Source organism: Bifidobacterium asteroides (assembly GCF_009683175.1).
Taxonomy (GTDB): Bacteria; Actinomycetota; Actinomycetes; order Actinomycetales; family Bifidobacteriaceae; genus Bombiscardovia; species Bombiscardovia asteroides_H.
On record NZ_WKKW01000001.1, the window covers coordinates 545,905 to 566,533 of the forward strand.

Genomic DNA, 20,629 nt, shown 5'->3' on the forward strand with positions numbered 1-20,629 from the left:
GGAAAGCCCCTGCTGGTAGAACTGAGGACATGAACGAACAGGGACGCATCAATAAGGACAAGCAGAATCGGCGTGACCGGCTACTTGAAGTCCGGCGGCACATCGACCGGGCTCAATGCCTGGAAGCAGGCCGCAAGCTGGCCGATCTGCTGGCCAGTCAGGTGCTTGCCAGATTCAAAGGCTCCCGAGGCCGCCAGAGCCTGATCGTGGCTGCCTTTTCCTCCATTCGAGGGGAGATAGCCATGGACCCCAGCCTGGACCTTCTGCTGGGCCGGGGTTACCAGGTGCTTATCCCTATGCTTGGCACGGGCATCCAAGTAGGTTGGGGACGCCTGCAATCAAAGCAGGATCTGGATGGCATGAAGCGGATTCCCGGCTGGCGGCCGAACGAGCCCGATATGTCGGCCCTGCCAGCACAGGCCTTGAATCAGGCCGACCTGATTCTGGTGCCCGCACTGGCCATCGACCACGCCGGCATTCGTCTGGGTCGGGGCGGCGGCTGGTATGACCGAGCTCTGGACCTGCGCGCCGAACAGGCTCCAGTGGTGGGCATCTGCTGGCCTGGCGAATTCGTGGAAGACCCTCTGCCCCATCTGGACCACGATCTTCCTGTGGATGCCGTCCTGACGCCCGAAGGTTTCACGCCCACAGCCGCAGGTCTGTCACGAAGGCCCGGAGCGGACCATAATGGTGATGAACAAGACTGACGAGAGGCCCGGTGCCGATTCTTCTGGTCGAAGCCACCACTAGGATATTGGGTGTTGAACCAATCGTCGCGCGAACCGACCATCAGCGGAGGGAAAGAACGGTGCCCACCTATCACTATCGTTGCAAGAACTGCGGATACGACTTTACCAAGGAGCAGTCTTTCAACGACGAGCCCATCACCATCTGCCCCAAGTGCGGGCAGCAGCAGGTCCGCAAGGTCTTCTCCGCAGTGCCCATCGAGTTCAAGGGCCATGGTTTCTACCGGACCGACGGGGCCTCATCCTCATCTTCAAGCTCCACAAGCAGCAAGTAAGCAGACCGGAGGGCACATTCGACCACATCGGCCATGCAGACCCATATGCCTGCCAAAATCCTGACAGGCTGGGGGCATGGTCGATTTTTCCGTCTTCACCAATAAGAACAGGCCTTCAGCTACCACCGGTTCCCTGACCCGACGACGGCGGCTTTTTAAGCTGCGACGTGCGGGAGCCGCCCTGGCATTGGGGCTGGCGGTCTTCTGCACCTTGCAGATTCTGGTCCAGGCCCAGGGCCGCCTGTCTGTACTGGTCGCCTCGCGGCCTATTGCGCGCGGATCAGCTATCGAGCCTGGCATGGTTGAAACGCGTATCCTGCATGGCAGGGGACGGCTGCCCGGCCTGATTTCTACATTTGGGCAAGTACGTGGGCGGCGGCTGATGATCAGCCTCCACACAGGGCAACCGCTGACCACGGCCATGATCAGCAGCAGACCGGCACAGCCACCCGGGACCACCCCGGTGACCGTCCGTCTGGCCGACGATCCAGGAGACCTGCAGGCTGGCGACAAGGTGAATTTGCTGGCCTCGGGAGACTGCCCAGCCAGTGCCGGCGCGCATTCCGCACATCAGAATCCTCTGCCACCCTCCTCAGCGCGAGACCGGCCTGGCGCTAACAGGGAACCTGAGTTTTCCCATGTCCAGCAAGTCAAGGGCGGGCAGACACCGACTCCCGAGCAGACCCCAGGCGGTGGACACTGCATGATAGCCGAGCAGGCACTGGCTCTGCAGCCGGCACAGACCATCGCCAGGGATCGATCAGATCTGGAAGGACGGGAGGGCAACCAGGTCCGGCAAGCGTCCCAGGCGGTCTTCGCCCTTGATGCCAGTCAGGCTCTGCTCTTGCTATCGCTGGATCCATCTACACCTGTCATTGCCATCCGCCCCGACAGAACTTCTGCACCGACACCCTCCATTCATGTCGGAAAACCGAAACCATCCTGGGCCCGCGATAATGGAGGAAGAAGCAGGCATAGGTGCTCTATGCCTCACATCAGCTACGGAAGGATGCAGGATGGCCTCGATCAATCAGGTGGCGGCCAAGGATACCGCCGAAGCAGTCCACAAAATCTCGCAGATCAGCAACAAGGGCGTGCTGGGCGAGTTCAAGCAGTTCATCTCGCGCGGATCCATGGTGGATATGGCCGTGGGCGTGGTTATGGGTTCGGCGGTGACCAGCGTGGTCAACGCCATCGTCAACAATCTGATCAGCCCCCTGATTGCCATGATCTTCGGCAAACCGGACCTCTCAGGACTCCTGACCATCACCTACCGGAACGCCACCATCTCCTTCGGCGCCATTCTGACAGCCCTGCTCAATTTCCTCTTGATCGCCATCGCCGTATACTTCTGCATCATCATGCCCATCAACAAGCTGCGGCAGCTGAGCCGGGCGGCCTCAGGCATCAAGGACCAGCCCAACGCTCCCAGCCCCCAGGACCAGAGCCTGCAGCTGTTGCGCCAGATTGCGAACGACATCCACCAATCGACAAATGCAGACAGTCAGCAGGCTGGAACCGGACTGCCCAGGAACCAGGATTAGGACCGACAGTCAGTCGCCGCGCTCATTGGGGAAGAGCCCCCAGTGAGGCGGCAGCTCGCCCAGAATCCGCCGGTCATCCCCGTCAAGACGATCCTGCGCACATACCCGGTCCTGGGGGTCCTCCTCGGTGCCATCAACATCGAACCGTTCCTTGCCTGGACGAACCACCCGCCGATGGCGACGCCGTCGCGGAGCTGAAGGCTCACCGGTCTGGTTCCCCCGGTCTAGCTGATCGTCCTCCATCAACGCGCCTGCTGGTAGATATCGGCAAGACGGGCAACGATCCTGTCGGCTTCCTTGTCGGGGTTGACAAAGGCTGAAACGCTCCAGACGGTCATGACCGACCAGCCAAGATACTGCAAATTCTCGGTGGTGAACCGGTGACGCTCCCGAGTGGACTGGGTGTGCATGAACTCTGCATCGTCGGTCAACACGGCCAAGGCATAGGGCTTGTTCTTGAGTCCCACCACCAGCGGAATTCGGGGGGCCAGGTCGTACCCGTAATCCAGGGCCACATCCAGCCCCCGGGTCCGCAGCCGCTGGGCCAGATCCCTGAAGAGCACATTGGTGGACTGTTCGGCTTGTTCGGGCCGGGCGGGTTCAGCGTCGGGATGCTCAATCCAGGTCAAAAGATCCTTGAGCAAACGCGGCCCGGGCTGGTGAATGCGGTCGTCCTCCAGATCATCAGCGGAAAACGCCGCGACGATATCCAGATTCCGATCCGGCAGGACCAGAGCATCCAGCAACATGCCCTTGCCCCCTTCGCCTTCCAGATCGCCGAACTGCTGCAGAAGACGGCCGTGGGTGGTCTTGGCAAAACCCAGAGTAAGGATCACGTCCGTGGCCCTGGCTCCGCAGACCTCGTCAATGCCAACGATGCGTACATGCCGCAGGAACTTGGCGAAAGCCCTGTCCTTGGCCGCTGCCGACTTGAGTTCGGCGCCCAGCCTGGAGCGGTGGGTTGCCGACAGGGTGACCACAGTCAGCAGATAGCTGTTCGGCACCAGGGAGAAGGATCCGGCCTTGCGTCGGAGCATGTCGACAACGGCGGCCACCTCTTGTTGGCTGGACTCGACCAGCCCAGTGGCCATGACAGGGACCCCAGCGCCCTCCACCCTGGTCAGAGTTACCCTGCCAGGCTCCCGGCAATCGGGCACAGGCGCCGACAGATCCCCATATCCATGATCTTTCAGGAAGGTGTCCAGCCGAATTGAACGGCGCGAGGGACGGGCTTTGACAGTGACCGGGACCAGTTGGTCGACCAGCTGCAAGAGGCCATCCGAGGTGATGGTAGGCCGGTGGGCGATGACGGCCACCTGCCGGGCACGAGCCAGCACAGTCAGCACCTGGATGGAAGGCATATGGGCTCCGGCATCGATGATGACCGTGTCGGCCAGCTGTGTCGGATTGGTCCTGGTCGCCAGCGTGGCCGGAGTTGCGATGATGATGGGTTTGGCCGCCGACAGGATGCCGGGGTGGGCCTGCTGGAAGACCGCAAGGGAGGCACCAGGGTTGCCGGCCAGCATGGTGTGCAGCTGATTGGCCTCCTGGGTGCGGGAGAAGAGCAGCTCGGACAGGCGCTTTTCGCTCTCCTGGGCAACCATGGGCCCTACGCTGGCCACGTGCTGGGCATCGACCTGGCTGAAGCGGTCGGCTGCGTTGGACAGGGCGGAGCCGTCCTGGTTGGAGATGATCTGCGAGGAGCGCATGATGTCGTCGAAGACCGTGGTCCACCAGGCCAGCTGCAATTCAGCCCGTACCGCCTTGCCCCCGACCTGGCGGTTACGCAGGTCCTGGACCAGGTCCTGCAGCCCCGCCTTGTTGAATTCGCCTTCCAGGGCGCAGCGCTCAGGCAAGGTATCCAGGGCTGTATGGTCGTCAAAGAGGGCTTTGAGCCGCTCCTCCACCTTGTTCAAGTCCATGGTCTCAAGATCGCCACCAGCTGGAGTCGAGGCCAGAACGGTATCCAGAGCCGTCATGTCGCGGATCAGGGATTCCTGAGTGTCGATGATGACATCCAGTTTGGGCGGCAGGACCGGCCAGCCGCCGTGGGGGACGAAGGTCCGCCATTGCTCGGCCTGCTTGGATACCACCACCAGTGACTCATGCAGATCCTCGACCTGGGCACCGGGCCTGAGCAGGCTCTTGGCCTCCTTGACCAGACGTCGACGTTCCCAGAATCCCAGATTGGTGCCATTGGCCTTGCGATCAGCCTTGGACTTGGTGGCCTCGATCATGGCAGGAAGGTCACGCTCGAAGATGGAGGGCTGGAAGACATCCAGAACCCGGCGCAGATTCTTGAGGACCACCACCTGCCGTCCCCAATCCTTGACGGTGGCCGGCACGGGGAATCCGCAGGTCTCCACAGTTGATTTGACCTGTTCGCGGGTGTCCGGCAGAAGCCGTTGCAGGAGACGAACCACGCGGGAGTAAGCGTCCACAGCCTCGTTTTCGTTGACCAGGGTGGCACCGAACCAAGGCGTGTCCTGGGGACCGATGACGAATTCACCCAGCTCGGCAGCCCTCTCCAGCTTGTCTGCCCAGGCATCCAGCTCAGGCTGCAGGTTGTGGGCTGTGGCCGCGCCCAGACGAACACGGGTGGCAGGGTGCGTAGGCATATTGGCGATGTTGGCCAGATTCTGAATGGTCTGGTAGGCCGAAACCCCCCAGCTGGAATCGACCCCATGCAGATCACCCAAATAGCGGGTCAAGCGGGAGCGGACACCCACAAGCTCGTCAGCCACCTGATCGAAGTGTTCGCTGGCCTTGCCGGGTTTGAACCCCACTGCATCGATCAGCCGCTGATCCAGGACCCGGCCAAGCTGATCGTCGGTCAGGTCAAGAGCCATGTCCGCCATCCCGGCGGCATCCAGACGATGCTGGAAGCGTCGCTTCTCCTCCACCACACAGGGCACATAGAGCACGGTTCTTCCAGCGGTGACGCAGCGCGAGGCGATAGCCAGAGCATCGTCGGCGCTGTGGCGGCCGGTCTGTTCATCGACAAACACGCTGTGCCCAGTCGCCACCAGCTGGGCGGCATAGCGGACCCGGTTGTCCACATCTCCGGCCTCGAACTCGCTGTGAGGGTCAGCATCAAAGGGGCTGTAATCGGGCACAGGCCCGCCCTTGAGCCGCTCGGAGGCAGCCTGGTCGCCAGCCAAGGCATCCAGCAGATCGTTGCCCGTGGACCCGGCGGTCATCCGGTCCAGAATCCGAAGGCTCTCGCCCAGCAGCTGGGCCGATGGCTCAATGAAGCATCCCAGAACGATTTTCCGTTCGATGGTGAAGTCGCTGATATGCGGCGTGATCAGGGCCGTCATGTCCTTGAACAGGGATGAAGTTTCGGGGGTGCCGCCCTGATAATGGGAGGCGGAAAACAGACGATCCGGATCCAGGGTGATGCCCCGCTCACGCATGGCCGAGATCAAGGCAGGATTAAGGTCCACCTTGCCTGTGAATCTGATGGATGCCCTGGATGCTCCCTGCGTGCTCTCGTCGATGCGCACAGGATAGAGCAGCACGGGCATGTCGCGCCCCTGCCAGGCAGCCACCCCCACCACCATGGAAAGCTGGGCGAAACCACTGGCGCGCTCCTTGGCGGCCTGATCGTCCAGAACCCGCTCCATGCGTCGGTGGGCCGCACGCAGCATGCCGCGGTCTCGGAAGAGCGCATCCAGATGAACCTGGCCACTGGCGAAGAGCTGGGCGATGCCTGAAGGATGCGCATGCGTCAGGTCCATCTGCGCTGCCAGCTGCGACACATTCTCCAAGGGGGTCAGGCCCACCTGGTTCTGGTAATCCTGGCGCCATCCCCGGATTCGCTCCAGTGGAGTCAACGGGGCCTTGACCTCTTCTGCCGCGCGGTCGGAGGAGGAGCCGGCCGTTGATGCCTGTGCATCTTCAGCCCGTTTGTCCTCTTCCGATTCCCCGGTGCTCATTACCGTCTCGCTCATCCGTCCACTCACTTCCGCACGGCGTTCAGATATTCGTGATACCCGTCATTGTTGCGCAGGGCTGCGTCGATGTCCTGGTCGCCCTGAGCCTCCAACCAGGCGTACAGATCATCATAGAGGGCAGGGTTCATCGCCAGGAAAGGCAGCAGCTGCCGATGCTTGGCCATGGCGAACTGCAGGGCGAAGTCCCCGGTGCGTTTGGCATCATCGGAGCTCATCCCATCCACCACGATGGCCTCATGGCCACGGTCATAGTCCCCTTTGGAGACCCGCTCGAAGACGGATCCGGGCTCGAAGGCCGGCTGATAACGCTGGTCATTATCCTGCTCATCCGCTGGTTGGTGATGTCGGGCCTGGTCCGATTCCTTCCTGGACAGGCGGGCCAGCTCTACAGCTCCCAGCGGGGTGAACCCCTGGGCCGAGTCCGCCTTGCTCCCCTGGCCTTGCCGGGACTGGCCGTCCGCGTAGCCCCTGCGGCCGGAAGCTGGACGATCATCACGATGACCACGGCCGTCACGGGCATCACGAACATCGCGAGCATCCTGGTCGGAGCGATTCTGATCAGGAGCAGATTCAGCGGAACGGGAACGACGAGCATCAGCGAAAAGGTCACGGTCGACAGGCTGGCTGTCCTCCTCCTGCGTGCCAACCAACGGCAGGCCCTGCTCGGATTCGTGCTCCTGCCATGGCAGAGGCCGACGGGCTTCGCCACGAGCATCCGGGGCCTGGAAGTCACCTGCACGCTGGTCCGCATAGCCTCTGCGACGGTCAGATCCCTGACCATCCGCTAAGCCCGTGTCGGCCGGCCCCCTGTCAGCCCGGCCACGCTCGGCTGAATCAGAATCGTCAGAATACCGGGCTTGCGAGCCTCGCGACTCTGCGGACGCGGCCCCATCGGCGAAAGGCCGCGACGGATTGTCCCGCGAGTCGTGAGCGACTGGGGCAGACTTGGAAAGATCCTGTGAAGCACCGTCGGCCTCTTGGGAGGAATCGGCTGTCTTGGCGGCACCCAGGGCCATATCGTGAAGGGCAGTGACCCGGTTGCGGACTCCGTCGGCCTTGAAGATGCCGGTGGGCTCACCGGCGCGCATGTCCAGAATGTCATCGACGGACATTTCAGCTGCATCAGGCTCCACCATGCCCCGGGGCTGTGTGGAGTATGAGAAGAGGTCGGGCACCCGGGTCGAAGGGTCGGTCTTATCGTCTTCGGGATTGTTGATGCGCACGAAGTCGACGGGGACATCACCGAATTGGAAACGAGCCGAGCTGCTGGACAGGGGGAAGGCGGCGTCCACAGGCAGCCTGACCAGTGATCCGTCGGACTGGATCAGATAGGACCCGTTGGTGGAACCCATGTCGCGCAGGGTGGCCAGACCGTCCTGGTCGACGGCGAAAATGGCATGTCGCTTGGACATGGATTTAGTCTTATCGGGCACCTCCAGGCGACGCCGGCCGTCATCGGCCAGCGGACGCAGAGGCTTGCGGCCGATTTCGACAGTCTCACCAGGCTTGAGCCGGGTCTCTTCCGCCCCATTGAACTTGATTATCCACACCTGCCCCGGTCGCCGATCGTCACTCACGCTTTCGACCTCCCAAATCTGCAGCCGCCTTCACTCGGTACTATCGCCTATTCTGTCATGAAACCCAGAGATAGGATTGATTGCGTGCCGAATTAACTGATAAAGGACACATGAAAGACTGGCAGGCATGTCAGCGCAGTGAACCCTCCCTGCAGGCAGGGCTTTAGCAACGACGCGATCGACTCGAGCGACAAGAAACGGCGCCCGCTCTTGCTCTGGATAAAACCATCAGAGTCAAGCAGCGGACGCCTTCATCGGATCAGTCCTGGTCGACCTCGCCCTCATCGTGGTCGTCTGCTGGATGTGAAGTCATATGGACGACGAATTGGTCGTCCTCGGGCACCGTACTGCGGTTGAGGCGCTCGGAGTCTGACATGTGACAGGAGACCGTCCCGAAGGCAGGTACGCTCACCGGTCGCCAGCAAGCGCCCCAGCCATTGACGGTCAGGGCAGCCCGGATGGGCTCTCCGGTCGGATTGTAGAGGACGACGCTGAGCTCGCCGTCGTCGCGAACGAAGGCGACCGACCCCAGGCCGCCGGTCCGGCCGTCACGGGTATGGCTGGTGGAGGCCACCCTGCGAGCGCCGACCGGCACATCCTGTCCGAAATTACGGAGCATGAAATATTCCAGGTTGCGCTTGACTCCGCCAGTCTGAGAATCGACGGTGATGACCCCGCGCCGGCCCATGGTTCGCGCCCAGCTGGGCAGACCCCGCTCATCCAGGGCCAGATTCCACAGGTCGATCATGCCCACGCCCTGGCGGACCAATCCGATGCCGATCTCCCCGAACATAACGTGGCTGGCCTCATCCACCTGCTCGTCCAACATGCAACGGCGCTCACTCATGACCGAGCGCCATCCGGGGAACTGTCTGGTGGCGTTCACCACCCACTTGGGCAGACCGGAATATGTATGCATGGCTGTCCCGGCGAAGCTCTGGGCCTCGACAGGAGTCATATAGTCGCTGACCGGTCGGCTGAAGAACCTCAGGCCGTCATCGCCGAAGAAGATTTCCACCTCGGGGAAGCTGCGATCGAGTGCCGGACGCAGGTAGTCCACCCCCCAGCGCACCAACTCTTCGGGGGTCCAGGTCGTCATAGGCCAGGAAGGATTGTTGGAAGGCTCGTTCTGCATGGTGACGGCCGCAATGGGAATGCCAAGCTCCTGGTAAGCCTGGATAAACCGCACGAAATAGCGAGCATAGGCGGCATCGACCGTGTCACGCGGACGGTAGCCATTACCGCAGTATTGCCCCAGCCGCAGACGCCCAGCCCCGTCCAGCCGACCGCTGTCCTTCATCCATGCAGGTGCACTCCAGGGAGAGGCCAGGATCCGCACGCCCGGGTTGATGGCCATGATCTCCTGAAGAACGGGAACCACGTACTTCATGTCCTTGGTGGCCTCGGGCGATCCAGGCTTCCCTTGCCCAATGGAGAAGTAGGTCATATCCGAATCCGACATCACGCCCTCGGGCAGCTCATCATAGGAGTAGTAGCGCTGGCTGGAGAAGTCGCAGGACCCCATGGAGATCCTCAAGGTGGACAGGCCCGCCTGAGCCGGGTCGAAGAGCTCGGTCAGAATCCGATGACGTTGGTCGGCATCCATGGCCGTCATGAACAGGTAGGCACTGGAGTCCGTCAGAGCAGCACCGGCCCCCTCCCAGTACTGGTAGCGTCTGGTCGGATCAATGACGATGGGGACGGCTGCACCGGGCCCATTCGTCGTCTCCGGGGTCGCTATCGGTTCTCGCCGCTGGGACAGATCCCCTGCCGTCGCGGTCCAAATCTCCTTCATGTTCGTATGTCTCCTTCCGCCGGGCCCTTTCCCGGCATCGCCATTCCGGTCCTTAGTCCTGTCCGGGAGCCTTGTCATCCACGGTGTACTCAGGCAGTTGCAGAGCAAAGTCCTCATCCTCGGGCACCGCCGAATCGTTGATCCGCTCGCTGGTCGTCGCATGCATGGTCACGGTCCCCCAGGCCGGCACGGTCACACTCTGCCAGCGGTCCCCCCAGCCGTTGATGGTGACAGCCGCCTTGATCGGCTCGCCCGTGGGGTTGTAGATATGGGCGGCGATGGATCCGTCCGGGCCCAGGAAAGCCACGGAGCCCAAAGATCCGCTCCAGCCGTCCGGAGTGTAGTTGCTGGAGTCAATCACTACCGAACCGGGTTCCACATCCTGGCCGAAACTACGGAGCATGAAATACTCCAGATTCCTGCGAACCTTGCCGCTGCCATGATCAATGGTGACCACCCCGCGTCTACCGTCGGCACCGATCTGGTTGGGCAGCCCACGCTCGTCCAGGGCCATGTTCCATAGGGTGATAAAGGAAGAGCCATGGCGGACCAGCCAGTTGCCGATGACCCCGGACATGATGTGAGCGGCATCCTCGGGGGTCTGGTCCAGCATGCAGCGACGTTCGGTCATGCCATAGATCCACTGCGGATAGACCCGGTTGGCATAGTCCAGTTGCGGGTAGTCGTTGTCATAGGTGTGCAGAGTCAAGCCGTTGATGGAGCGGGCCTGCTCGGCGGTGACATCCTTGTCGACCGGTCCGGTCAGGCAATGTGCCGAGTCGTCGTTGATGAAGATGCGCACCTGGGGGTGCAGACGGTCCAGCGCAGGACGCAGGAATCGGTGGGCGAAGTCGGCCTGCTGGGCCAGAGTCCAGGTCATGGCCGGCCAAGGGGCGGCGTTGGAGGGCTCGTTCTGCACAGTGACCGCCCAGATAGGGATGTCTATGGCTTCCATTTCGTCGATGTAGCGGGCGAAGTACCGGGCATAGACACCCTCTATGGAATCCTCAAGCGGATCATAGCCGTTGCCGGTCCACTCGTCGAAGCGCAGGTGGCCGCCCATGCACAGGTGGCCGGTGTTCTTCATCCAGGCCGGGGCGCTCCAAGGCGAGGCGATGATCTTTACCGCAGGATTGATGGACAGAATCTCCTGGACAACGGGGATGATGTACTTGTAGTCCTTGGTGGCGTCCGGAGCGCCCGGCTCGCCCTCGCCCAGGGAGAACCTTGTCAGATCCTTGTCATGCTCGCCGTAGGGAATGTCGTCGTAGGTGTAGTAGGGCTGTGAGGACGGCTCGCAGGAGCCCAGCGGTATGCGGATGACTGAAAAGCCGCCCTTGTCCGGGTTGAACATATCGTCTAGAAGAGCATGTCTTTGCTGCGCGGATTGGCTGCCCCAAATCAGCGAGGCCGCGGCATCGGTGATGGCGGCTCCGGCCCCGAGCCAGGGCTGATGCCGCTGGCAGGGGTCAATGACGATAGGCTTGGCATCCTTGGGTCTCTCCCCCATCGGAGGGGCTTGCAGGGGCCGGCGGCGATCGGTCAGGTCTCCTGAGGTCACGGTCCAGAACTGGTTTGTGAAGGTGATGGTCATGATTGCTCTCTCATTGTCATATCTGGGCATCGGCGTCACGGTCGATAGGACAGGGCCTTAGCTTAGCAGCGATTACAATCATGAACAAACTGTTTCGATCAACTTCGATCATTACGATTGGATGGTCATCCTACGCTCCGAAATGACCTATGCAAATCGGCTCGGGCAAGCATAATCACCCCTGCGTGCACGGTAGGACAGGGTATAGGAAAAGCCCCGCACCACATCAATTGCAGTGCGAGGCTTTTCAACATACAAAGGCTCAGAAGAGCCGATGACTACTTGAGCTCGACGGTGGCGCCGGCCTCTTCCAGCTGGGCCTTGGCCTTGTCGGCGTCTTCCTTCTTGGCGCCTTCCAGGACGGCCTTGGGGGCACCGTCAACCAGAGCCTTGGCATCGGCCAGGCCCAGGTTGGTGATGGCCTTGACGGCCTTGATGACCTGGATCTTCTTGTCGCCGATGGCGGAGAGGACGACGTCGAACTCGGTCTTCTCCTCCTCAGCCGGAGCAGCAGTACCGGGGGCGGCAGCGGCCACGGCCACAGGGGCGGAGGCCTCAACATCGAACTCGTCCTCGAACTTCTTGACGAAGTCGGACAGCTCGACCAGGGTCATTTCCTTGAACGCGTCGATGAGCTCGTCAGCGGAGAGCTTGGCCATAATGGCTTCCTTTCATTTGTGGCGACCGGCATTGACTGGTAGGCCGATCACCGAACATCTTTTCTTGTATTTGCCGTATGAATCCGGGCCGATGGCCGTGGACTCAGGCGGCCTTTTCCTGCTTCTCGCGCAGGGCGTCGAACGTGCGCACGGCCTTGGTAGGCACAGCGACGAACAGGTTGGCGGCCTTGGACATGGTGCCCTTGAGCGCGCCGGCCATCCGGGAGAGCAGAACATCGCGGGATTCCAGATCCGCGATCTTCTCCATGGCATCCGCGTCAGCAACAGCTCCATCGATGAAGCCGCCCTTGACGATCAGTGCCGGGTTGTCCTTGGCGAAATCACGCAGCGTCTTGGCGGCATTGACGTAATCACCCTTGACAAAGGTGATGGCGCAGGGGCCGGCAAGCATCTCATCGAGACCCTCGATTCCAGCCTCTTTGGCCGCAATCCGGGCTAGCGTGTTCTTCGCCACGTTGTAGGAAGTATCGCGGCCTAGCTTGTTTCGCAGATCGGCGACCTGCGGAACACTGAGCCCGCGGTACTCGGTGAGGATGATGGCATCGGCGTCACGGAACTTGTCCGTCAGCCTGGCGACAGCCTCTTCCTTTTCGGGCCTTTTCATGGCGTTCCTTCCTAGACAGACCTCTGGAGGGAGCCGGACGACCGAGCTTGACAGGCAAAAAGAAAGCCCTGCCGACAGGCAGAGCGGAAAACAGGCCGCGAGGACCGATTTGAAACTCAACCTGTGCTGGCTCGATCAACCGAACTTAGGAGACCCAAGGGTCCCGACCAACGGTCTTTGGTATGCAACGGCTAATAGTACACAGATAAACAAGGACCGTCAAGTCTATAGATGCGGCACCATCAGATGGTGATGGCCGCAGGGCAGCGCATCCGTAACCAGGGATCCTGCTCTGCAACGAACGCCGGCCACCCGGCTCTCGGCATCCAAGGCCTTCAGCATGATCGGCGACCCGTCCAGGAAGACCTCGACCTGAACCCCTGGTCCGACGCCGAGCACAGGAGGGAGGACCAAGTAACCCCGGCAGCCCTGGGGCACGGTCAATTCCAGATCGATATCCGGCAGGAGGACAAACCCTGGCCTGTTATCCACTCTTCCCGTGATCGTATAGGAGATATGGATGTCCCCCGTGGGCACGGGCATGGTCAGCTCGGCCCGGGCCAGGCCTCCGGGCTGTGGGGCGGCAAGGAACTCACGGTACCCGGGCTTCAAAGGCCGCAGTCCCATCAGCCCGCTGGAAATCAGCCAGACAGGCGAGGCCCCCCAGGGGTGCGAATAGGTGGTGTTGGATTTGATCGATGGGTCCCAGGCCTCCATGGTGCCTCCAGCACCCTGGTCCAACATGTGCTTCCAGGTGCGCATACCCTCCCCTGCTGAGAGCAGAGCCAGAGCATCAGCTCCTAGGCCTGATCGATAAAGTCCATCCAAAAGCACGGCGGCCCCGTAGGCACTGCAGGCCATTCCCCTACGACGCAGATAGGCACCGACCTCCTCCAGTCGAGCGGGATCAGAGGGAGGCGCAAAAGCCAGCACAAAGGCCGAAGCATGCATGGCACAGTGATTGATGGCCGGACCGTCGGGACCGTCAAGCAGACCATCCCGGTAGGCACCAACCGCTGGATCGTAGAGCCGCTCGTCCAAGGCCTCTTGCATTTTCCGGGACACCTCTGCCAGACGGGCAGCTCGGTTACGACGTCCCAACGCCCGTGACAGACGAGCCATGGCTTTATAGGCGGCACTGGCCAGTGCGTTGATGACCGTGTTGACACGACCGAAGACATATCCATCACGTTCAACGGGCGGCCAGTCGACCAGGTCTCCATCCATTTGGCTGGAGACGCCGGGGTCCTTGACAATCAACCCGCTGTCCTGGTCCAGATACCTGTCTGGCAGCAGTCCCATCAGCCGGTCGTACTGGTCTGCCGCCTGGGTCAGATCTCCGGTGTGCATCCAGGCATCGTGAACAGCCAAAATGCTGTAGAGGGGCCACTCGGTGGGCCAGGTTCTATTGGCGATCAGATAGTCCACGCTGTAACGGCCCAGGGCAGGCGCATCATCCAACACCATATGAGCCCGCTGCTGGATCCAGGCATCAGCCTCATAGGGAGCCCGTTCCCTGGTCCAGGAATCGACGTAGATGTCAGCGTTGAGTCCCCTGATGGTGTTTCGCCCCAGCTGCCAGACCTCATCCAACAGAGGCCTGTCGCAATGAAACCTGGCGTGGTCGTCATATACGGGAGCCTCAAGGCACTCTGCCCACAGGCCCCTGTCAGACAGGCTCGCCAGCAGCCCTTCAGGTTCGGATTCCGCCGACCATATCAGCTCCAGATATCGGAAGACCCGGATTCCCCAAGTCTGTGCCCGGTTGCGGCCAGGCTGCAGCCGCCAGCGATCCTGATAGACGTTGGAGGTGGCCAGGTGGTAGCGAACGCCACCTTGGCCGTCCAGGACCTCCCCGTAACGGACGATCAAGTCCAAATGTTGCGACAGATCCACCCGCAGACCGATGCCACCCAGCCGTACGGAGCCGAAATCCAGCAGAAGATGACCAGGAGCAGCATCCAAAACCCGACGAACATCCACCCGGGTCAGTCTGGTGCCATCTGCAGGAGCTGCCAGGCACTTGGAGAATGGGGGCCGAATCCGGACCTTGGGCCAGGCAGAGTCATCAAAGCCCGGGCCGGAAAAACCCCAGGGGTATCGGGACAGATCGATGTCCTCAGCCGGAGCCTGATAGTAGGTTGTGCCGATAGAGGCGCTGTCAGGAAATGCCTTGGCCCCGCTAATAGCCTTCCATTCGGCATCCGTGCCATAGTGCTCCACCCTGCCATCAGGCCGACCAACATCCAACTGGGCCTGGAAACGGCGGCCCTCCATGGCATATGCCACCACGCCCAGAACGTTCTGAGCCCCCGGACGCAAAAGGTCGGTGACCTCGTAACCCCTGTAGCGATCCTCTCCATCCAGGGGGAATACTGGACCACAGCCCAGAAACCGCCCGTTGAGCCATAGTCGATAGACAAATTGACGCGCAGGCACAGTGCTGTCAGCGGTCGCATACAGGCTAGCCCAGAGGATCGGCCCCGGGGGCAGCCGGACCACACCACGCATCAGCGCCCAACCTTTGGCATTACCCTGAGAACCTGAGGGGTTCTTTTCGTCCTCTGCGGACCAAATGGCTTGAGCATGCCAGACCGGGCCAGGCCCCGTGCCAAAGGTGATGGGTTCAGACCCTATCAACCGACGGCCCTGTGCATCCAACAGAAGAACGGTCAGCCAATACCGTCGCGAAGGACCCATATCCGGTCCAGGGAGCCTGCTGCCATTGAGCTCGTCCGCAGGTTGGATGCCGGTGTCTACAAGTATCCTCCCCTTAGGCTGCTCGAAGACTCGCACCCTGGCCAAACGGACCCTATCCGCCCAGGACGGCAAAGTGTCCAGCCTCCACCTGACCATGGGCCTGAGTCCCGGTTCGATATCCACAGGACAATCCCGATCCTCGATCAACACCTGCAAAGGCTCACAGCCCATTCCAGCAAATCCTCCTTGAGCCTGCTCTCAAATGCAACTTTCTTCATGAACCGCTATTGCCGGTAGTCCTGCAACGCAGTGAAGGAGGAGCCCTTGGGTCCAGCAGCCGGCAGTCCATACATGACCTGGACGCCTGGGTCCTCGCTCTCACGGGCCATCTGCCGGAAGAAGGGGTCAGCCTGCCACCGCACAGCTGCCCAGACCAGATACCAGATCAGGCCAGTGGCCAGAAGAGCCACCAGAATGGGCGAGCGCATCAGCCCCCAGACATACCCAGCCAGGATCGCCAGCGACAGAACCAGCATGTACCAGCGGCGCACCGACAGGAGGAGGCCATTGACCAAGACCTTGCGGATGCGCGCCCGAGGATATTCCACCAGTAGCACCAGAGAGACCAAGGCGGTCTGCACAAGGAGCAGCAGGCATACCAGGATTGGGAGGAACATGATCTGACCCCATGAGAGCTGTGACATGATCTGCAGATCATAAATCAGCGCGAAAGCAATGAACCCCAGAGGTAACCAAGTAGCCCATGACCTCAGGGCCAGAATCTTGTAGGCCCGCCAATATGCACGGAAGAACCCATAGACCGTCCCCGAATCCACATAGGGTTTCGCTATCCAATCCGGCAGAGACTGCCCACGCTCTATCATGGAATCCATGGCCTGCCGCCTGGCCCGGGCAGAGGCCGAGGACAGGCCTGGATGATCGCGGTAGATAGCAAAGAGGGCGGCTAGACCAGGCGCAGACAGCACGGCTGCCAGCAGATAGGTCGGGAAGTACTGCGGATCTCTCAGAAAGATCAATACAGCAGCCAAGGGCAGCATCCCCAGCAGGGAGCAGCACCCAGCACCGAGCACCACAGCAATTGAGTTGGTGATCCCCAAGAGGGCACGCATGGCGTAGCCCTTGGCGGGACGCCCCTGGTCGCCATCGCTTCCAGCCAAGAATCAGCCTTTCATTCCGGATGTCGCAATGCCGGCGATGAACTGTTTCTGCCCGATCAGGAAGACAATTAGAATGGGCAGAACCGAAAGGACCGAGCCGGTCATGATCATGGCAAAATCAGCATTGTACTGGGAAATAAAGAGCTTGAGGCCCAGCTGGATTGTGTAGAGCTTCTGGGAACGCAAGTAAATCAGCGGACCCATGTAGTCATTCCACGTATTAGTGAAAGTGATGATGGCCAAGGCTGCCAGGGACGGTCCCGACAGAGGAAGCATGATGCGCCAATAGATGCCGAACTCACTGAGTCCATCCAATCTGCCTGCCTCAGACAGATCCTCAGGTATGGTGTCGTAGAACTGTTTCATCATGAAAACACCGAAGGCTCCAAAGGCTTGCAGAAGGATGATGGACCATCGCGTATCGGAGAGACCGACGGCGGAAACCAGCTTGAACTGCGGGATCATGTAGGCCTGCCAAGGTACGGCCATGGTGGCGATGTAGATCAGGAAGAGGGTGGTACGCCCCCTGAAGGGGATCTTCGAGAAGCCATAGGCTGCAAAGGATCCAGTAAAGACCTGCAAGAGGGTCACAATAACAGCGAAGAAGATGGTGTTGAGCAACCAAGTCGTCATATCGGACTTGGTCCAGATGGCTACGTAGTTCTCCCAGTGCCAGACCGATGGGAACCACTTAATGGGGATGGCATAGACCTCATTGTTGGGTTTCAGAGAGGACAGGAACATCCAGAAGAATGGCAGGAGCACGAAGGCGGAGACAGCAATCATGGCCAGATACCCGATGATTGTGCCGACGATCTTGGCCGGGGGGACCTGCTTCTTGTTCCAGGGTATCTCCTCACCAGTAGGCGAGGGAACGGTTGCAGAGACTGTGTTGGTGGACATAATCTCAGTCCTCCTTCAGGTTGTTGTACCAGAACTGGACCAGCGTGACCACCATGCAGATGGCCAGAAGAACCAGGGAGACGGTCGAAGCATAGCCGAAGTCACCACGTTCGAAGGCTACACGGTAGATATACTGCGCCAGAACCAGAGTGCTGGTGCCAGGGCCGCCATCGGTCATAACCAGTGTCAGATCAAGGATCTTGAAGGATCCGATGGTCAGGGTGACCATGACGAAGAAGAGTGTGGGGCGCATCATGGGAACGGTCACATGCCAGAAGCGCTGCCATCCGTTTGTGCCATCAAGCTCAGCGGCTTCATAGAGCTCTGAGGGGATGGTCTGCAGACCTGCCAGGAGCAGGATCATATAGTAGCCAACCTCACGCCAGGTGCCCACGACGATGACGGCAGGCATGGCCCAGGCCGTCGAGCCCAGCCACCCCGGGGGATTGCTGATGAAAAGCCGCAGGAAGGAGTTTATGGGGCCGGACTTGGGGTCGAAGAGCATTCCCCAAACCTGGGCCGCAGCCACTATGGAGGTGATGTAGGGGAAGAAGGCCACTGTTCTGAAGAAGGCGCGCCCGCGCAGCTTGGAGTTGAGCAGGACGGCCAGGGCGAAGGCCAGGACCAGAGTCAGGGGGATGTGGACTATCGAGTAGTAAATGGTGTTCCACACCGAGGTCATGAAGATCTTGTCGTGGGATAGCCTGACCCAGTTCTTCACACCGTTCAAGACTGGGTTGCCGAAAGCCGACCACTTGGTAAAGGCTATATAAAAGAGCGTCAGGGTGGGCAGGAGAGTCAGGCAGATAAAACCTATGAAATTCGGCGATATGAATATCAAGCCATTGCGCAGGTTCCTTCGTGAAATAGCCTTGGCGTTGAACTTGCCCTGCTTAATTTTGGGGGCTCGTCGCCCGCCGCCGGGCCCATGAGACCCCGTTTTGTGATCAGCGACCGCCTGTCGATCGTCGACCACACCGATTTCTTCTGACATCTGTGCCTCTCCTTACTACCATCACGCGTCGTGGGTTTGAGCAGTCCCCAGCCGCTCTTACTCCAATTGGCTCAGTGGGAGGCTTCAGAACACGTATATGCATCCTGAAGCCTCCCTGCGTCACCGGAGACTATTCGTCCAGCACGCCCTGGTCCTTGACGTTCTGAGTTGCCTCCTTGAGCCCATCGGATGGAGATTTGGCACCGGTCATGATCGAGGAGTGGGTGTCCTTGAGGATGGAGTTGATGGTATCCGTGGCCGTGGCCACGGGGGCTTCCATCTTCATGTCGTGCTTGCTCCATGCATCCTTGGAGGCCTGGTCGGAGGCCATACCCTCAGGAGAGAAGAAGGTCTCGGTCACCTTGTCGTCAATGTAGGCGGGGGTGGTGGAGAGCTTGGCCAGTTCAAGAGCACCACCTTGACCTGTGGCCCACTTGACGAACTCCTTGGCAGCAGCCAGTTTCTGGCCGGAAGACTTGGAAGAGATTGCCAGACTGGTAGGGCTCCCGAAGGTAATCGGGGTCTTGGGCAGCTTCTTGTCGGGGTTCTGGGGAGCCGGAGCCATGCCCCAGCTGAACTTCTGGGCTTCGCCTGACTGTTGCTGACTGACAAGGGTGGCGGCGTACCAGGTGCCCATGGGCATCATAGCGGCCTTCTGAGTGCCGAACTGCGCTTGATACTGAACCTTGTTGGTAAATGAGGTGTTCCAGTCGATCGTATACTTGTCTTTCTGCCACTCCAAGGCCCTCTTATAGAAAGGCTCCATGTAGGAGAAGTCGGCCTTGAGGAAGGTGCTGTCTGCAGACTTGCCGCACTGTGCCAGAGCGAAGGACTGCACGACTGACTGCCAGTTGTGCATGTACATGGGGTAGACGCTGTTGGCATCGTAACCTGCTGCCGGCAGCTTCTCCTTGAGTTCCTTGGCAGCCTTGGCGTAATCATCCCAGGTCCACTTGGCGTTCGGCTCTTCAACCCCGGCCTTCTTGAACATGTCCTTGTTGTAGAAGAGCACCCAGGTATCACTGCGGTAGGGTAGGGCGAAGTACTTGCCATTGTGCTCATAGCCGTCCAGATTAATGTACTTGTTGCCCTGGTAGCTCTTGGCGATGTCGGAGATATCCGCCAGTCCCTGTGAATCTGAATAGGTGACGTACTTGAGCATGTTCTTGATGGGGAAGACATCCGGCTGGGCACCAGAGGAGATATCTGCTGTCAGCTGCTTGTCATAGTCATCAGCGGAGTACTGCTTAACGTTGACGGTCACGTTGGGGTGGGCTTTATGGAAAGCGTCAGCCAGAGTTTTGAACTCAGGGGTCATATCCAACGACCATCCTGCGAAAGTGATGGTCGTTTTGGCCTTGCTGTCGAATCCGTCACTACCCGAGGAGGCCTGCTTGCTTGAGCCGCCGCCTCCACAACCGGCCAGCAACATAATGCCCGCAGTGGTCACCGCCAGAGCCTTGGTTACAGTTTTCACGTTCATGGTCATCCCTTTCCTTCGGCGACAATGCCGGGGAAGAGGCCGGATATGGCCGACCCCTCTCTCGCTCCAGATTCATCACAGTCTCCAGGTGAACCTTTGTTGGCTTACCTGCCCATGAAGATTCCGAACGAACAAATCCAGACTAATTGGTCGGAAAATGACCTGAAGAGTTTGTTGCAGTCTGTTTCCATCGCTCTTAGGCCATAACTCAGGTATACACTATGAAAGTTAGGGAAGCTAGAAATCGGAGATGTTGGCCGTCTTGACTGCCCTCATCAGCATAGTAGCAAAGCATCGAGGCCGGGCATGGATCAAAGAAAATCAGGGGCAGGGAGTAAAAGACAGGACCCCGCTGAGGGGTCCTTTCCAAAGCCCCCGGCAGCAGGATGGCTCCCGGCTCAGAGACGAGAGCTGATCCTCAACGCACTTCTTAGAGAGAGCGTAGTCAGAGTACCCTACCTGGCGCGGATGATGGGCACCACTGAAATAACAGTCCGAAGGGATTTGAATAATCTGGCCAGAGCTGGTCTCGTCAGACGAGTACGTGGGGGTGCCCTGGCGGTCAAATCGCTGGATTCCCAAGGTCAATCTTTTGAATCG

General features: G+C 60.2%; 15 protein-coding genes and 2 pseudogenes. 5 read left to right on the top strand and 12 right to left on the bottom strand.

The window, feature by feature from the left end; translation table 11 throughout:
- Positions 1-29 precede the first annotated feature (29 nt).
- The 4 genes and pseudogenes from GKC41_RS02500 (at position 30) to GKC41_RS02515 (ending at position 2,565) form a co-directional block, all read left to right on the top strand.
- Complete coding sequence (locus tag GKC41_RS02500) at positions 30-707, top strand: 5-formyltetrahydrofolate cyclo-ligase (RefSeq protein WP_195760120.1); 678 nt, start codon at positions 30-32, stop codon at positions 705-707.
- 101 nt (positions 708-808) lie between these two features.
- Positions 809-1,021, top strand: a complete 213-nt coding sequence (locus tag GKC41_RS02505; protein ID WP_198187461.1) for an FmdB family zinc ribbon protein — start codon at positions 809-811, stop codon at positions 1,019-1,021.
- Between the two features lie 76 nt (positions 1,022-1,097).
- Positions 1,098-1,436: pseudogene (locus tag GKC41_RS09075) on the top strand (SAF domain-containing protein); the annotation flags it as partial.
- 718 nt (positions 1,437-2,154) lie between these two features.
- Entirely contained in the window at positions 2,155-2,565 is a 411-nt protein-coding gene (locus tag GKC41_RS02515) for an MscL family protein (protein ID WP_418904381.1), read from the top strand.
- A 9-nt stretch (positions 2,566-2,574) separates the two neighbouring features.
- Here the strand turns inward: GKC41_RS02515 and GKC41_RS02520 are convergent, their stop codons facing one another.
- The 12 genes from GKC41_RS02520 to GKC41_RS02575 form a co-directional block, all read right to left on the bottom strand.
- Entirely contained in the window at positions 2,575-2,808 is a 234-nt protein-coding gene (locus GKC41_RS02520; RefSeq protein WP_154312797.1) for a hypothetical protein, read from the bottom strand.
- The gene (locus tag GKC41_RS02525) at positions 2,808-6,518 is read right to left on the bottom strand and encodes a helicase (protein WP_154312798.1); all 3,711 of its coding nucleotides are present in this window, start codon (positions 6,516-6,518) and stop codon (positions 2,808-2,810) included. The genes GKC41_RS02520 and GKC41_RS02525 overlap by 1 nt, the downstream gene beginning before the upstream one ends.
- Before the next feature lie 8 nt (positions 6,519-6,526).
- Positions 6,527-8,098, bottom strand: coding sequence for an FHA domain-containing protein (locus GKC41_RS02530; RefSeq protein ID WP_195760121.1), 1,572 nt, complete (start codon positions 8,096-8,098; stop codon positions 6,527-6,529).
- 259 nt (positions 8,099-8,357) lie between these two features.
- Positions 8,358-9,893: a glycoside hydrolase family 30 protein gene (locus GKC41_RS02535; RefSeq protein WP_154312800.1), complete on the bottom strand. Its 1,536-nt coding sequence runs from the start codon at positions 9,891-9,893 to the stop codon at positions 8,358-8,360.
- 52 nt (positions 9,894-9,945) lie between these two features.
- Positions 9,946-11,487 (bottom strand): glycoside hydrolase family 30 protein, encoded by a 1,542-nt coding sequence (locus GKC41_RS02540; protein ID WP_154312801.1) that lies wholly within the window; start codon positions 11,485-11,487, stop codon positions 9,946-9,948.
- Positions 11,488-11,765: 278 nt separating this feature from the next.
- The gene (gene rplL, locus GKC41_RS02545) at positions 11,766-12,146 is read right to left on the bottom strand and encodes a 50S ribosomal protein L7/L12 (protein WP_154312802.1); all 381 of its coding nucleotides are present in this window, start codon (positions 12,144-12,146) and stop codon (positions 11,766-11,768) included.
- A 103-nt stretch (positions 12,147-12,249) separates the two neighbouring features.
- A complete protein-coding gene (gene rplJ / locus GKC41_RS02550; RefSeq protein WP_015022404.1) occupies positions 12,250-12,771 on the bottom strand; it encodes a 50S ribosomal protein L10 in 522 nt (173 codons plus the stop codon).
- Between the two features lie 225 nt (positions 12,772-12,996).
- A complete protein-coding gene (locus GKC41_RS02555) occupies positions 12,997-15,654 on the bottom strand; it encodes an alpha-L-rhamnosidase N-terminal domain-containing protein (RefSeq protein WP_195760122.1) in 2,658 nt (885 codons plus the stop codon).
- Between the two features lie 101 nt (positions 15,655-15,755).
- Entirely contained in the window at positions 15,756-16,649 is an 894-nt protein-coding gene (locus GKC41_RS02560) for a hypothetical protein (RefSeq protein ID WP_154312804.1), read from the bottom strand.
- 3 nt (positions 16,650-16,652) lie between these two features.
- A complete protein-coding gene (locus tag GKC41_RS02565; RefSeq protein ID WP_154312805.1) occupies positions 16,653-17,552 on the bottom strand; it encodes a carbohydrate ABC transporter permease in 900 nt (299 codons plus the stop codon).
- Positions 17,553-17,556: 4 nt separating this feature from the next.
- The gene (locus GKC41_RS02570) at positions 17,557-18,546 is read right to left on the bottom strand and encodes a carbohydrate ABC transporter permease (protein ID WP_154312806.1); all 990 of its coding nucleotides are present in this window, start codon (positions 18,544-18,546) and stop codon (positions 17,557-17,559) included.
- 130 nt (positions 18,547-18,676) lie between these two features.
- Complete coding sequence (locus tag GKC41_RS02575; protein ID WP_195760123.1) at positions 18,677-20,029, bottom strand: ABC transporter substrate-binding protein; 1,353 nt, start codon at positions 20,027-20,029, stop codon at positions 18,677-18,679.
- A gap of 306 nt (positions 20,030-20,335) precedes the next feature.
- Here GKC41_RS02575 and GKC41_RS09080 point away from each other — a divergent pair.
- Positions 20,336-20,587: pseudogene (locus GKC41_RS09080) on the top strand (DeoR family transcriptional regulator); the annotation flags it as partial.
- Between the last annotated feature and the right edge of the window lie 42 nt (positions 20,588-20,629).